Raw genomic sequence first — 14,503 nt, 5'->3', positions numbered from 1 at the left:
ACAGATTGGAGTCACCATGAAGATCGACGCACGCAATCTCACCTGCCCCAAGCCCGTCGTGCTCACGCTGGAGGCCCTGCCCAAGCTTGCCGCCGGCGAGTCCCTCGAGGTCGTCGTCAACGACTCCGTTGCCCTGGGCAACCTCACGCGCCTTGCAGCCGAGAAGAACTGCGACCTCACCACCACCGCCTCCGGCGACGAGACCACCCTTACCCTTACCCCGCGCGGTGAGGTGAGCGCTTCCGAGAACGCCGCCTCCGAGGCCCAGGCCTTCTGCGACCTACCAGCCACCGGCGCCTCCGTGATTGCCGTTGACACTGACTCCATGGGTCGTGGGGACGAGAAGCTCGGCCACATCCTCATGAAGGGCCTCATCTACGCCCTGGCGCACGGCGATTCCGTCCCCAAGAAGATGATCTTCTTCAACGGCGGCGCGCACCTCACCTGCGAGGGCTCTGAGTCGCTCGAGGACATCAAGGAGCTCGAGAGCCGCGGCACGCAGATCCTCACCTGTGGTACCTGCCTTGACTTCTACGGCATTCGCGAGAAGCTCGCCGTGGGCGGCGTGACCAACCTGTACGAGATCGCCAAGGTCATGGCCGGCGAGCCGGGCGTCACCACGCTGTAGCCCAAGGCCGGCACCATGATCTACCTCAACTGCGCCGCCACCTCGCACCAGCGCCCGGAGTGCGTGATTGACGCCGTCGCGGATGCCCTGCGCACCTTTGGCTCGTGCGGCCGCGGTGCCCACGAGTCAGAGCTCGCAGCCGCCCGCTCCATCGCCCTTGCGCGGGAGCGGGTCTCGGCGCTTCTCGGCTTTGGTCATCCCGAGCGTCTGGTCTTTGCTGCCAACGCTACCGAGGCGCTCAACATGGCCATCCTGGGCACGGTGCCCGACGGTGGCCGCGTGGTGGCAACGGACTGGGACCACAACTCGATCCTGCGGCCGCTCTATCGCCTGCGTGACGAGAGGGGCGTGACGCTCAGCTTTGCGGCGGCGGACCGCCGCGGCGCATTGGACATAGATGCCCTGATAAACGCCATAGTGCCTGGTACGAACCTTGTCTGTCTCACGCATGCCTCCAACCTCACCGGCAACGTCCTCTCGCGAGAGGAGCTTGCCCGCGTGGTCGATGCGGCCCACGGCGCGGGTGCGTCGGTGCTTCTCGACTGCGCGCAGACCGCAGGCGCGCGTCCCATATGCATGGACGAGCTGGGCATAGACCTCGTGGCTTTTACGGGGCACAAGGCCCTCATGGGCCCACAGGGCACGGGCGGCCTTGCCGTGGCACCCAGCGCGGACGTGCACCCGGTGCTGCGCGGCGGCACGGGCGTTCTCTCCTTCGAGGAGGGCCAGCCCGCAGGCTACCCCGAGCACCTCGAGGCTGGCACGCTCAACGGCCACGGCATCGCGGGCCTCTCGGCGGCGGCTGCATGGATTGCCGAGAAGGGCCTCGGCGCCATCCACGCCCACGACCTCGCGCTCGTGAGGCGTTTCGTGGCGGGCGCGCGGCGCGTGGGCGCCACGGTCTACGGGGACTTCCCAGCAACGGAGCAGGGGCTTCTCGCCACCGGCTTTGACCACGCGCCGGTCGTGAGCGTGAACCTTCCGGGCTGGGACTCCTCCGAGGTCGCAGACGCGCTTGGCCACGACTACGACATCGCCGTGCGCGCGGGCGGCCACTGCGCGCCGCGCATGCATCGGGCGCTGGGGACGCAGGACACGGGTGCCGTTCGCTTCTCGTTTGGGTGCTTCACCACCGAGGGTGACGTGGACGCGGCACTTTCGGCCCTGGCAGAGCTGGCCTCGGAGGGGGAGGGCGACGATGCCACGGCATAGGCGCGAGCCACGCGTGGTGGCGTCGTTTGACTCCACGCACGAGGCGCTTGCCTGCGAGGCGGCCTGCAAGGAGGCTGGCGTTGCGGGAAGGATCATCCCAACGCCCGTGAGCATCCGTGCGGACTGCGGCCTTGCCTGGTCCATGCCGCCCGAGGCGCGCGGCGACTTCGAGCGGCTTGCGAAGGGGCGCTTTACCTGCGCCGGATTGTACGAGCTGGAACTCTAGGGGCACCTGCTCCTAGCTGGATGGAGGGGGAGACATGCTGGTTGTTGTGAGAGGGGCGGGAGACATCGCCTCGGGCATTGCCGTGCGGCTTCACCGCTCGGGGGCGTCTATCGTGATGTTGGACGTGGCGGTGCCCACCTCGGTGCGGCGCACCGTGTGCTTCTCTGAGGCGGTGCGTCTGGGCGATGCCGAGGTCGAGGGCATCCGTGCCGTGCGTTGCGAGAGCGCGGCCGAGGCTGCCAAGGTCGCGGCCACCGGGACCATCGCCGTGCTGGTTGATCCCAAGGGGGAGAGCATTCCCGAGCTGGCCCCCGAGGCCGTGGTCGACGCCATTCTCGCCAAGGAGAACCTGGGGACCACCAAGGACATGGCGCCCGTGGTCATTGGCGTGGGGCCAGGCTTCCACGCTGGCGAGAACTCGAGCGCTGACTGCCACGCTGCCATCGAGACCAAGCGCGGCCACTACCTTGGGCGCGTTATCTACGACGGCTCGCCCATCCCCAACACCGGCGTGCCGGGAAACATCGGCGGCTTCACCACCGAGCGCGTGCTGCGCGCGCCGGCAGACGGCCCCTTCGAGCCCATCGCAAAGATCGGCGACCAGGTCAAGAAGGGCGACCTTGTGGCCAAGGTCTCGGGAGAGCCCCTCTATGCAACGATCGACGGCGTGCTTCGCGGCCTTCTACAGGAGGGCTGCCCCGTCACCAAGGGAATGAAGTCCGGAGACATCGATCCGCGCTGCAAGGTGGGCCACTGCTTCAGCGTCTCGGATAAGGCACGGGCCGTGGGCGGTGGCGTCCTCGAGGCGCTGCTGCACTTCTCGCACAGGTTGGAGGGATAGCGATGGCCGAGAACAACGTGGCATCGGCTGGCGGCAACGACGTCAAGCTCACCAAGCTCGCGGAGTGCGCGGGCTGCGGTGCCAAGGTGGGAGCGGGAGAGCTCGCGAAGCTCCTCAAGGATATCAAGGTCCAGCGCGACCCCAACCTCCTGGTTGGCTTCGACAAGTCCGACGACGCTGCGGTTTACCGTGTGACGGACAACGTGGCCATCGTCGAGACGGTCGACTTCTTCCCGCCCATCGCCGACGATCCCTACACCTACGGCGCCATTGCCGCCACCAACGCGCTCTCGGACGTATACGCCATGGGCGGCGAGCCCAAGGTGGCGCTCAACGTGATGGCCGTGCCCGAGGACATGCCGTCCGACGTTGTACACGAGATCCTGCGCGGCGGCTACGAGAAGGTCTACGAGGCAGGTGCTTCCATCGTGGGCGGCCACAGCATCTACGACGAGGAGCCCAAGTACGGCCTGGCCGTCACGGGCTTTGTGGACCCGCACCGCATGCTTACCAACTCCGGCGCACGCCCGGGTGACGTGCTTGTGCTTACCAAGGCACTTGGCGTGGGTGTCATAACCACTGCCGAGAAGGGCGGCCTGGCAGATCCCGCAGATGTCGCGGCTGCCGAGCGCCAGATGATGTGCCTCAACCGTTGGGCGCGCGACGTTATCGTGCGTCACGACGTCCATGCGGCGACAGACGTCACGGGCTTTGGCCTCATGGGACACTCGCTCGAGATGGCGCAGGGCGCGGACGTGCGTGTGGTGATCGACGCCAAGGCGCCGGCGCTTCTCACCCACGCGCGCGACTGGGCTCGCTTGGGCATTCTGCCTGCGGGAATGTATCGTAACCGCCACTTTGCGGAGGCGTCCGCGGATGCGACGAACGTGCCGCAGGACCTCGCCGATCTCCTGTTCTGCCCGGAGACCTCGGGCGGGCTTTTGGTGGCGGTTGCTGCAGAAGACTCGGACTCCCTGCTTGCCGACCTTCTCGCCGACGGGCGCGTTCCGGACGCACGCGTGGTGGGCCGCGTGGAGGCCTACGACGGCGGGTCGCGCATCCGCCTGAGCTACGCTGGGTAGAAACGTCCTGACACGCACAACGCCAAACAAATGAATGGCAGGTAGAACCCCATGACAGACTCGCACGAGACCCTGCGTGACATCATCTTTGTGGGACGCCTCTTGAAGGAGGCCGAGGAGGGGCGCGCGTTTGCCCTCGCAAGCATCCTCGCTACGCGCGGCTCCATGCCGCGTGGCGCGAGTGCGCGTATGGCGCTTCTCGCCGACGGAACTTGGCTGGGCACCATTGGCGGCGGCCGCATAGAGCAGCAGATGCAGGAGAGGTGCCAGCGCGTGCTGGCAGGCGAGGAGCCCAACCAGCTCGAGTGGATGACCCACGCCAAGACGGGCATGGCCTGCGGCGGCGACGCACTGGTGGGCGTGAAGCTGTGGGAGCCGGCGTTTGCCAAGGGCGTGCTGGGTGACTTGCTTGAGCGCCTGCGCTCCGGCAAGCCCTTCGTGATTACCGAGAGCTGGGCGAACCTCTCGGATATCACCGTCGAGCTTTCAAATCTCGACGAGCTACCGCAGGGTGATCCGCGCGCCACCACCGAGACCACCCTTTGGGACGAGGAGACCAAAGTCTACGCAGAGCCGGCTGGTCCTGACCCCATTGCCTACATCTTTGGCGGCGGCCACGTTGGCCGTGCCCTCACGCCCGTGCTTGCCAGTGTGGGCTTTCGAGTGGTGGTCTTCGACGATCGCGAGGGCGTCGCGGTCTCGGGAGACTTCCCCACAGCGGAGCGCGTGGTGCTCGGCGACTTCACCAAGCTTGGCGAGAAGGTGCAGGTGACGCCGCGCGACTACGTGGTGGTTACCACGCACGGGCATGCCTGGGACATCGATGTGCTCGAGCAGGTCTCGCGCGTGCGTCCTGCCTACGTGGGCTGCATTGGCAGCCGTGGCAAGGCGGCCTTCGCACGCAAGACGCTGAAGGAGCGCGGCGTTGATCCCACGTGGGTCGACGAGGGCATCCACCTGCCCATCGGTGACCCCATCCTTGCGGTGACGCCTCCCGAGATTGCCATCTCGATTGCGGCGGAGATGATCCGCTGCCGCGCGGAGCTACGCCCCGTGTCCGAGAGGCCACACCAGCACTAACGGTGCCACTGTTCTACTCGCCTAGGGTTCCCGCCCCTGTTTGTAAAAGATGGCCCCCGGCCGAGTCGCGTTCGTCCGGGGGTCAAGGGCTGGGAAGGCCCGAGGGAGGGGGAGACGAGAAATGCGTAGGGTGCGAGCCTACTGGACCGACGTGGTGTTGGTCTGGATGGTCTTGATGGCGTTGACGGTCTCAGCGACATCGGCCTGAGCAAGGATGGCCTTGCCTAGCTCGTTGCCCATGTCGATGGTGATGGTGCCGTCATCGTTGTTGGTAACGCCAAAGGTGAGGGTGTTGCCGGAGAGCTCGTCGGTGATGGTGATGAGGTTCTCGCCGTTCTGCTGCGTCACGGTGGCGGGGCCCATGAAGCTCACGTTCGCCATGTTGTCGGCGTCGAGGAAGAAGATGCCGGTCTTGGAGCCGTCGCTGTTGCCCACGTAGTAGATGGTCTCGCCGGCCTCGGAGGCACCCATGTAGGCCTCGGTGATTTCGCTGGTGGAGATGGAGTAGCTCTGGGTGCTGGAGGAGCTATCGGTGGCTGTGGACTCGCTCGATGCGGTGTTGTCCGTGGTTGCCTCGGTAGCGGTGCTCTCGGAGTCAGAGGAGCTGGAGCCGCCGCAAGCCGTAAGGGCGACAGGGGAGGCGACCAGTGCGAGGGCGAGGCCGATGGTGACGATGCGGTTCCTGCTGAGCATTGTGATTCCTTTCTCTCAGAGAATCTGATTGGCTGGGCTTGTTGCAGGGCGTGCCCTAGCTGCTGAAAGGAATCCTATGGAAAGGCAGATGCGTCTACATCATTCCAAAGTATGAGACGGCAAAACAAAATGAAAGATTGGTGGAGAGGCATGAGACAAGGGGACTGTCCCCTTGTCTCATGCCTCACACGAGGTGAAGGCGGCGGGCCTCGCTTGCGGCCTGCGAACGACGGCTCACATCAAGCTTCGTGAGGATGTGGCTCACGTGCGTCTTCATCGTGGGGAGCTTGATGCTCAAGATCTCGCCAATCTCGGCATTGCTCTTGTCGCGGCAGATAAGGCGTAGCACCTGGAGCTCCGTGTCGGTGAGGGGCTCCGTCGGGCCCGAGGGCACAGCCATGAAGTTGGGGTAATGCGTTGCCTGCACGCGCGCGGCCTTGATGAGACGTGACACCTGGCTGGGGTCGACGCCCATCTCCTCGGCATGCTTTTGCGTTTCGATGAGAAGCGGCAGCACGGCAGCCCCGTAGGTCGAGATGGTGCGCACATAGCCAAAGCGCTTTGCCATGTTGAGTGCCCGAACCATCCATGCCTTCCAGTCACCCTTGTTGCTTCGCCATGTGGCAATTGCGGCAAGGACGCTGTAGTTGATGAAGTCAATGAAGATGTCACGGGACTGCACGTATTCGCTGAGCGTGGACATAAGGCGCAGGGCCTCGTCGTAGCGGCACTCCGAGATGAGCACCTGGCTCACGGTCTTGTAGATGTAGCGGTTCAGGAAGTCGAGGGGCTTCGAGAGGTCCGGCTCGTTCTCCTCGAGCCATGCGTGAGCGCGTTCCGTCTGGTTCAAACGCAGCCAGATGCGGCAGCGCATGGCATCGAGGTTTGCGATGATGCGCCCGCACTCGTGTGGCTTCACCTGCAACAGGTGCCTGCGCTGGAGGTCGAGAAGGGAGAGTGCCTGTCGCGCGTCACCTTGGTCGACGAGGTTCCTGCACTCAATGCCCGTTGCGGCAAACTCGACAGAGGGGTCTCCATTACGCCTGATCTTGGGGAGGACGGCGTTGACCTTGGAGACGTACGGCGTGACATCCTCGCCTTTCTCGAACTTGCTCTCGCACAAGGCCACCTCGGTGCAGCCCACGGCAAGCCTGCCAAGCGCCCGCCCGGCTAGCTTGCCAATGAGGATGCAGGTCTCTTCGTCTGAGGAAACCCAGGGGCTGAGGTCGCGCCCGCCGTTGATGACACTGGGCATTGCGCTTGTCATGGACGGCATAAGCTCGGGATCGTTGCTGGCATTGACCCTCGCGAGTGCGGCCACGGCGTCGGTGAGACTGGTCAGCCGCCGGTGGGGCAGCGCGATGTCGAGGTACGCGAGGTTGGCGTTTGCGAGCTTGAGCTCTTCGCGCGTGCGCTGGGGCGCATGTGCGTAGTCCTCGAGTTCCGAGTACCAACGCTCGGAGCCAACAGTGTCCATGAGCATGGAGTCCATGAGGCTCATGATGCGCATGAGCCTGGGGGATTCGCGCACAATGTCCTCGGGCAAGGCGTGATAGTAGCGTTCGAGCTCACAATAGCTGCCGTTTCCGGGGTTGAGCTTTGCGTGTTCCTCCAGGATGGCGAGCATGCGCTTGTTGTTCTTCGTGCGCGAGCACAGCTCCAGGGCCCTGATGTAGCTCCCGTGCGTCACGTAGTAGTCGACTGCGTGGTCGATGACGGAATAATACGAGGCGTCGTCATGCCGGCGCGTACGCTCCCACTCGAAGAACTTCCTTACGCCCGGGTTTACCGCCCATGCGTCACCCTCGGGGGTGACGAAGCATGTGGTGTGCTGGAGTACGTCGAGAAGCTCCTTGCCGTCCTCCTCCCCAAGCACCCCCAAGACCAGATCCTTGTCGATGTGGTCGAAGAAGGGGACGAGCATCAGGAGATCTTGCACCCTGGGGCTAAAGCGCCGCCTGAACTCTGCATCGAAGTAGCACATCACCTCGTCGAAGAGGTTTCTCTCCCAGGTGTCGCCATCACCGCGCAGCATGTGGGCAACGGCGAGCGATGTCGCCATGGGATAACGAGACGTCACGTCGGCAACTTTATCGACAAGCTCGGGCGTGGCTGTAAGGTTGTTCGCGGCAAGGAGGTGTGCGATGTCAGTGTCCGAAACGTACAGGTCCTCGGTGGTCACGACGAGCACTTCGCCCTTGGCGAAGAATGGGGTGAGCCATCCGGGCATCGGCGCACGGGACGTGAAGACAAAGCGCGTGCTGTCGCACTGCCTGATGACGGACGAGAGCTTCGACCCTGCTTCAGTCGAGAGGTCATCATGGATGTTGTCCAAGAGAACGGCATCGTAGTTGCTGGCGTTTCGTGTGGTTACGAGCTTGGTGACGTCGTCCTTCTCGGCGTCGACCTCAAGGGTGTTCTGACCTTGGAGCATACGGCGGGCAAACTCCGTCTTGCCAAAACCCAAGGGCGCACAGATAAACGCCAAGCGCGTGCAGCTCCACTGCGCCCACAGATATTCGTCAAGCTCGAGGGCAACCATCTTTACCAAGGTCAACCACCATCTCATAGCAATTTGCAACGTAGATGCCTTCGCCACTGGTTCTGCAAGGCGCAGGCATTGCGTTCTCCCCGCGAACAGCAAGTACCCGACCGTCGCCTATCCAAGATAGACCACGTCGGTCGGGTACGGAGGGGAGGATATCGAATTCTGCTCAGGTGTCCAGCGTCAGCATTGAGTCCAGGAGCTAGAGCTTGAGCGCCTCAAGCTCGGAGGCCGTGGTCTCGACGAGCTTCTCGATGTTCTTGGCGTTCTTCCCCATGATCGAACCAACGGAGAACAGACCACCGGTCACGGCGTCGAACGCAGCGTTGATGGCCTGATCGGTAACGCCCACCACCTGGTTCTTCTGGATGATGATCTTGTTCTTGCCCTGGAGCATGACCCAGATCTGGTTTTGACGGTCGAGGGGCGGGAACACGATTACGTCGGCAAAGCCGTTCTTCACAAGCTCAGGCTTGCCCGCGGTGAAGTCGACGTCCTTGATACGGTCGAAGAGCTGCTGGTAGTTCTCGAAGCTCTCGTTGGTCTTGACGGTCTTGAGCTTGAATCCAAATGCCATGAGAAAACTCCTATCCACGATGGTCGTGAGGCGGTACCCTGATCCGCCTGATTGAGCGCAGTTTGCCGCTACGAACATCGCATGTCCTCATCCCAAAGTATGAGGTGCCGTCTGCAGCGCACGATCGACCTACGGCATTTGACCCTCATACTTTGGTATGAGGTAGGACGCTTCCAGCCTTCCTAGAATCACGGCGACGCACGAAATCCCACCCCCTGCCTGAAAGGAATGATCATGGAAGCAATCTCGATGAAGTGCCCTAACTGCATGGGTGATGTCGTCCCGTTTGGCAACGGCGTCTACGGCCGCTGCACCAGCTGCGACAGCGTCTTCAAGCTTAAGGACGGCGAGGCGGAGACGGCTGCGGCAGTCTCCGATGACGTCGAGGACGAGGAGGACGACGAGGAGGGCTTCGACTTCGAGCAGTTCTTCCGGGACGCCTACGACGAGCACGTCGATGACGAGTCCGACCTGTCCGACGCGTACTTCGGAGACCGGCTTGACGACAACCCGGACAAGATTGACGCGGCCGTCAAGCACTTTGGCATCGACGATGATGACGCCGACGAGGTCTATTGCGTTGTCGACACCACGATCTTCGGTAGCTGCAAGGTCGGCTTTGCCGTGACCGTCTCGGGAGTCTACATGGTCGACGAGGACGGGGACTCCGCGTTCGTCGACTGGGACGACTACGACGACTGCAGGATTGAGCGAAACGGGGGCAAGGTCATCATCGGCGGTCACCCCTTCATCATGTCCAGCGATGAGGCCAAGATCGTGGCCCGCGTGATGCGCGATCTGCAGGAGTAGCGCGAGGCATCACAAGTAAGGAGGCTTTCCCATGGCACTCATCAAGGCGGCCCTCGGTGCCCTCACCGGCAACCTCGCCGACCAGTGGAAGGAAATGATCTACTGCGAGTCGCTCGACGCGCACGTCCTGTGCGCAAAGGGCCAGAAGCGCGTTGGGTCTCGCAGCTCCAACACGAAAGGTGACGACAACATCATCTCGAACGGCTCGATTGTCGTGGTCAACGATGGCCAGTGCATGGTCATCGTTGAGCAGGGCAAGGTCGTGGACTTCTGCGCCGAGCCGGGCGAGTTTACCTACGACTCCAAGGCCGCCCCCTCCGTCTTTGCGGGCAATCTCGGCTCGAGCATCGTCGATACGTTCAAGAACATTGGCAAGCGCTTCACCTTTGGTGGCGACACTGGCCTTGACCAGCGCGTGTACTACTTCAACACCAAAGAGATTATGGGCAACCGCTATGGCACCCCAACGCCGGTGCCCTTCCGCGTGGTGGACAACAACATCGGCCTCGACATGGACATTGCCGTGCGCTGCAACGGCGAGTTCTCGTTCAAGCTCGCCGATCCGCTGCTGTTCTACCAGAACGTATGCGGCAACGTCGAGGACGAGTACACGCGCGACCAGATTGCCTCTCAGCTGAGAAGCGAGCTGCTCACGGCACTGCAGCCGGCGTTCGCGCGCATCTCCGAGATGGGAATTCGCTACTCGGCCGTACCGGCGCACACTGAGGAGGTCTCCCAGGCGCTTTCGGACATCCTCTCGAAGAAGTGGCGAGAGACCCGAGGCATCCAGATCGTGGCGTTTGGCGTCAACGCCATTGCGGCAGACCCAGAGGACGAGAAGACCATCAAGGAGCTCCAGCGCACGGCCGTCATGCGCGACCCGCGCATGGCCGCAGCGAACCTCGCCTCCGCGCAGGGCGATGCGATGCGTACGGCGGCGGGCAACGATGCCGGTGCCTTCGTGGGCTTTGCCGGCATGAACATGGCGCAGATGGCAGGCGGTATGGGTGGCATGAACGCCCAGCAGCTCTTCCAGATGGGCCAGGGCGGCTACCCCGGTGGCGGTTATCCGCAGGGTGGACAGGGCTATCCGCAAGGCGGCCCGGGCGGCTATCCGCAGGGTGGTCAAGGCGGGTTCCCACAGGGGCAGGGCGGCTACCCCGGCGCGCCTCAGGGCGGCTATCCGGACGGGCCGGCTCCGCAGGGGGGCGCCGCGCCGCAGCCCGCTGCTGATGCTGCTCCGGCGGCACCCGCAGCGCCCGCAGCATCTGACGACGAAGGCTGGACCTGCCCTTCGTGCGGTACCGCCAACCGCAGCAAGTTCTGCCAGGAGTGCGGTACGCCCAAGCCGCAGCCGGCCCCCCAGCCGCGCTATCGCTGCGACAAGTGTGGGTGGGTGCCGGAGGACCAGACCCACCCGCCCAAGTTCTGCCCCGAGTGCGGCGATCGCTTCGACTCCAACGACGTCGAGTAACTAAGCGCTCTCAGGTGCCAGTCATACTTCGGTATGACGCGCCGGCAAATGCAGCTCCGTACCATTCCTGCAAGCGGAGGGCAACGGGCCCTCGGCTTGAAACTCGCAAAGGAGAGATTAATGAATCAGAACAGCAACAGCATGGCCTCTGGCAGCAGCGTACTGCGCGTGGCTTCGATCATCATGATCGTGTTTGCCATCGTCAACCTTGTGATTGGCCTGTTCATGATGATGGGTGTCTTCATCGCCTCGTCGGATGACATGGTGGGCATCGCAGCAGGCGTTGCGGCAGTCCTTGGCATCGTGGCGTTTATCGGCGGCCTTCTCAACCTCTTCGTGGGCGTCGTTGGCCTCAACGCGTCCAAGCGCAACGACAAGAACACCCTGGCCTTCGTCCTTGGCATCATCAGCGTCATTTACGGCATCTACAGCATCGTGAGCGCCATCAGCACCGGTGACGGTGGCTCCATCGCAAATGCGTTTGTCGGCATCATCCTGCCCGCGCTTTACCTCTACGGTGTTATCCAGACCAGGAAGGGCATCGCGTAATGAGACAAGGGGAGTTTCCCTTTGTCTCATGTCGCAAGGCAACGCATCCCTAGGCACGCAAGGAGAGAATGAAGATGACGAAGAGCAGGATGTGGAGTACGCGCGGATTAGCCACGCTTACTCTGGCGGGCATCCTTTCTCTCTCGTGCCTAGGGCTTGTGGGGTGCGCGGACGATGAGCCTGCAGTTGCACCTGCGGGTATTTCGGGAACGGACCTTAGCACGGCGGGCCTGCGCGACTACTACGTGGACGTCGCCTCGGCAAAGAGTGCCACGGTGATGGTCTACATGTGTGGGTCGGACCTCGAGTCCGGCTACGGCGCCGCATCCGCCGACATCGAGGAGATGCTCGAGGCGGACCTCGGCGACAACGTGAACGTGGTCTTGGAGACGGGTGGGGCGTCAGAGTGGTCCTTCTCGTCCGAGGCCGACCCGTCTACGCGCCAGCGCTGGGTTCTCGAGAACGGAGAGGCAAAACTCGTCCAGAACTCCGGGGAAGCTACGATGCTCGACGAGGGCGAGGTTGCGGACTTCTGCTCGTGGGCGGCCGAGGAGCGCCCTGCAGACCGCTACATCCTCATCTTCTGGGACCATGGCGGCGGCACCATCGGCGGTTTTGGCTATGACGAGAACTACCCCGATGCCTCCGCCCTCACGCTTTCCCAGCTCCGCAACGCCATAAAGGCGAGCGGCGTGACGTTTGACATGGTGGGCTTTGATGCCTGCCTCATGGCCACGGTCGAGTGCGCCTGGGCCATGGAGCCCGTGGCAGACTACCTCGTTGCTTCCGAGGAGACCGAGCCTGGCGACGGCTGGTCGTGGACCGGCTTCCTCAATCGGCTGGGGTCTGATCCCTCCATTGCCACGACAGATCTTGGCAGGACGATCATTGACGACTTCTCGGCCCACTACGCGGAAACGGGCGATGATAACACGACGCTCTCCCTCATCGACCTGCGCGAGATAAGCCGTGTCTACGAGCGCCTGTCAACCTTCCTCGATGAGGCTGCCGATAGCATCAGGGCAGACAACGACCTCTTCACGACCATGTCTGGCGCCCGCTCCCGCGCGAAGTCCTATGCAGAGGACTCCGTCGGCCAGGTCGACCTCGTTGACATGATCGACCGCACGGACTTCGAGGGGACAGACGACGTGTCCGAGGCGGTGGCGAGCTGCGTCAAGTATCGAAGCAACACGTCTTCGGGCTCCAACGGCCTTGCGATGTACTTCCCGTACTCCGAGGTCCCCCAGTACTCTGACGTGCGTCAGGTTCTTGAGGACATCGGCTATACAGAGCCCGTTGTCTTCTATGACTACTTTTTGAGTGTCATGGGCAACTCTCCCACAACATCGAGCCTGGGCCTCGTGAGCTTGTATGCGAGTGCGCAGGTCGCCCAGAACTCGGACACGGCGGCAAGCGCGTCATCATCGAGCGACAGCTATGCAAACGGGTCCTTCTCGTCCGAGGGCTGGTTCGAGGACCTCGCTAGCGAGTTCTCCTACCAGGAGCTTCCCGACGAGCTTGAGCTTGCCTGGGACGGCTCCAACTGGGTTGTGGAGATGGATGACAACCTGTGGGATGCTTTCTCGTACTTCCAGATTACGGTCATGCAGAACTATGGCGACGGTTACCTCATGTTGGGCACCGACGATGCCTACCAGGTAACGGATGACGAGAACATCGCGGTGGACTTTGACGGCGAGTGGCTCTCGATCGACGGCAGCTTCTTCTCGTTCTACTGCGACGCACCCGAGGAGACCGAGGATGGCGAGATTCGCTACTCCGGAACCATTCCGGCGATTCTCAACGGCGAAGAGCGGATCGACTTGGTGGTGAGCTGGCCCACGGCGAGCGAGCGCGGCGAGGGCGAGACCATGGGGTACGTTCAGGGCTACCGCATGTCTGGGCAGGGCTACGTCCTCGGTCGTGGCCTGGGCCAGCTCAAGGCGGGCGACACGCTGACGCCGATCTTTGACTACTTCGACTCCGAAGGCAACTGGGTCGAGACCCTTCAAGGCAACGTCATCACGGTGTCCGACCCATCTAACGTCGAGGTGCGCTACCAGGATGCCGGCGATGCCGACGTGCTGTTCTGGGGAACGCTGACCACGGTCTATGGCTCCCAGGTTGACACCGAGGTCTTGACCACGGAGCAGTGAGACAAAGGGACAGTCCCTTTGTCTCATACGCACGAGTAGAATCAAGCCTAAAGGACCGTTCTCGCCCGGTTGCGATGAATTCGCAGCCGGGTCTTTCCTGTAATGACCCTACTTTTAGGAGCCACCATGCACATACGTCCAGCAACCGCCGCTGACCTCGACGACGCCCTTGCGGTCTACGAGAGCGCACGCGCGTTCATGCGAGAAGCCGGCAATCCCAACCAGTGGGGCGACAGCTTCCCTCCTCGAGAGCTGGTAGAGCAAGACATTGCCACGGGCGCTCTGCGCGTCTGCGTGGACGAGAATGACGAGGTGCTTGGCTGCTTTGCCTTCCTCCCCGGGCCGGAGCCTGACTACGCGCGTATCTACGAGGGCGCCTGGCCAAACGACGAGCCGTATGACCTGGTGCATCGCTTTGCGGTTCTGCGGCAGGGCCAGGGGGTTGGCGGTGCCATGCTCGACTGGGCACTAGAGCATGGACGCAACCTCCACGTCGACACCCATCGCGACAACAGGCCCATGCAGGGCCTTCTCGCCAGCAGGGGGTTCTCGTACTGCGGTGTCATCAAGCTGGGCCGCAACGGCGATGAGCGTTTGGCTTACGTATACTGCGGTCCCAAGGCATAG

14 protein-coding genes are annotated in these 14,503 nt (G+C 63.0%); 11 read left to right on the top strand and 3 right to left on the bottom strand.

The window, feature by feature from the left end; all coding sequences use genetic code 11:
- Positions 1–16 precede the first annotated feature (16 nt).
- The 6 genes from yedF to BMX94_RS02970 are packed head-to-tail and all read left to right on the top strand — an operon-like array spanning position 17 to position 5,069.
- Entirely contained in the window at positions 17–628 is a 612-nt protein-coding gene (gene yedF, locus BMX94_RS02995; RefSeq protein ID WP_091003287.1) for a sulfurtransferase-like selenium metabolism protein YedF, read from the top strand.
- Positions 629–643: 15 nt separating this feature from the next.
- The gene (locus BMX94_RS02990; RefSeq protein ID WP_091003285.1) at positions 644–1,840 is read left to right on the top strand and encodes an aminotransferase class V-fold PLP-dependent enzyme; all 1,197 of its coding nucleotides are present in this window, start codon (positions 644–646) and stop codon (positions 1,838–1,840) included.
- A complete protein-coding gene (locus tag BMX94_RS02985) occupies positions 1,827–2,066 on the top strand; it encodes a putative Se/S carrier protein (RefSeq protein ID WP_072354332.1) in 240 nt (79 codons plus the stop codon). Before BMX94_RS02990 ends, BMX94_RS02985 begins: the two co-directional genes overlap by 14 nt.
- Before the next feature lie 34 nt (positions 2,067–2,100).
- Positions 2,101–2,907, top strand: a complete 807-nt coding sequence (yqeB, locus tag BMX94_RS02980) for a selenium-dependent molybdenum cofactor biosynthesis protein YqeB (RefSeq protein WP_091003282.1) — start codon at positions 2,101–2,103, stop codon at positions 2,905–2,907.
- Positions 2,908–2,909: 2 nt separating this feature from the next.
- Positions 2,910–3,989, top strand: coding sequence for a selenide, water dikinase SelD (selD, locus tag BMX94_RS02975; RefSeq protein ID WP_091003280.1), 1,080 nt, complete (start codon positions 2,910–2,912; stop codon positions 3,987–3,989).
- A 51-nt stretch (positions 3,990–4,040) separates the two neighbouring features.
- Positions 4,041–5,069 (top strand): XdhC family protein, encoded by a 1,029-nt coding sequence (locus tag BMX94_RS02970; RefSeq protein WP_091003277.1) that lies wholly within the window; start codon positions 4,041–4,043, stop codon positions 5,067–5,069.
- Between the two features lie 138 nt (positions 5,070–5,207).
- On the opposite strand, the gene BMX94_RS02965 is transcribed toward BMX94_RS02970, so the two are convergent.
- From BMX94_RS02965 to BMX94_RS02955, 3 genes are all read right to left on the bottom strand, one after another.
- Positions 5,208–5,762 carry a hypothetical protein gene (locus tag BMX94_RS02965; protein WP_091003274.1) on the bottom strand — a complete coding sequence of 185 codons (555 nt, stop codon included), beginning with the start codon at positions 5,760–5,762 and terminating at the stop codon, positions 5,208–5,210.
- Positions 5,763–5,946: 184 nt separating this feature from the next.
- Positions 5,947–8,304, bottom strand: a complete 2,358-nt coding sequence (locus BMX94_RS02960; protein ID WP_286160000.1) for a LuxR C-terminal-related transcriptional regulator — start codon at positions 8,302–8,304, stop codon at positions 5,947–5,949.
- A gap of 205 nt (positions 8,305–8,509) precedes the next feature.
- Complete coding sequence (locus BMX94_RS02955) at positions 8,510–8,884, bottom strand: hypothetical protein (RefSeq protein ID WP_091003271.1); 375 nt, start codon at positions 8,882–8,884, stop codon at positions 8,510–8,512.
- 234 nt (positions 8,885–9,118) lie between these two features.
- Between BMX94_RS02955 and BMX94_RS02950 the strand changes: the two genes are divergently transcribed.
- From BMX94_RS02950 to BMX94_RS02930, 5 genes are all read left to right on the top strand, one after another.
- Positions 9,119–9,694 (top strand): hypothetical protein, encoded by a 576-nt coding sequence (locus BMX94_RS02950; RefSeq protein ID WP_091003267.1) that lies wholly within the window; start codon positions 9,119–9,121, stop codon positions 9,692–9,694.
- Between the two features lie 31 nt (positions 9,695–9,725).
- Complete coding sequence (locus BMX94_RS02945) at positions 9,726–11,168, top strand: SPFH domain-containing protein (RefSeq protein ID WP_091003263.1); 1,443 nt, start codon at positions 9,726–9,728, stop codon at positions 11,166–11,168.
- A 120-nt stretch (positions 11,169–11,288) separates the two neighbouring features.
- A complete protein-coding gene (locus BMX94_RS02940) occupies positions 11,289–11,717 on the top strand; it encodes a hypothetical protein (RefSeq protein ID WP_091003260.1) in 429 nt (142 codons plus the stop codon).
- Between the two features lie 74 nt (positions 11,718–11,791).
- Positions 11,792–13,876 (top strand): clostripain-related cysteine peptidase, encoded by a 2,085-nt coding sequence (locus BMX94_RS02935; protein ID WP_177171304.1) that lies wholly within the window; start codon positions 11,792–11,794, stop codon positions 13,874–13,876.
- Between the two features lie 126 nt (positions 13,877–14,002).
- Positions 14,003–14,503, top strand: coding sequence for a GNAT family N-acetyltransferase (locus BMX94_RS02930; RefSeq protein WP_091003254.1), 501 nt, complete (start codon positions 14,003–14,005; stop codon positions 14,501–14,503).

It is taken from the genome of Olsenella sp. KH3B4 (assembly GCA_900111695.1).
Lineage (GTDB): Bacteria > Actinomycetota > Coriobacteriia > Coriobacteriales > Atopobiaceae > Tractidigestivibacter.
The sequence above is the reverse complement of the archived record's forward strand: the minus strand, read 5'-3'. Positions and strand labels throughout refer to the sequence as shown.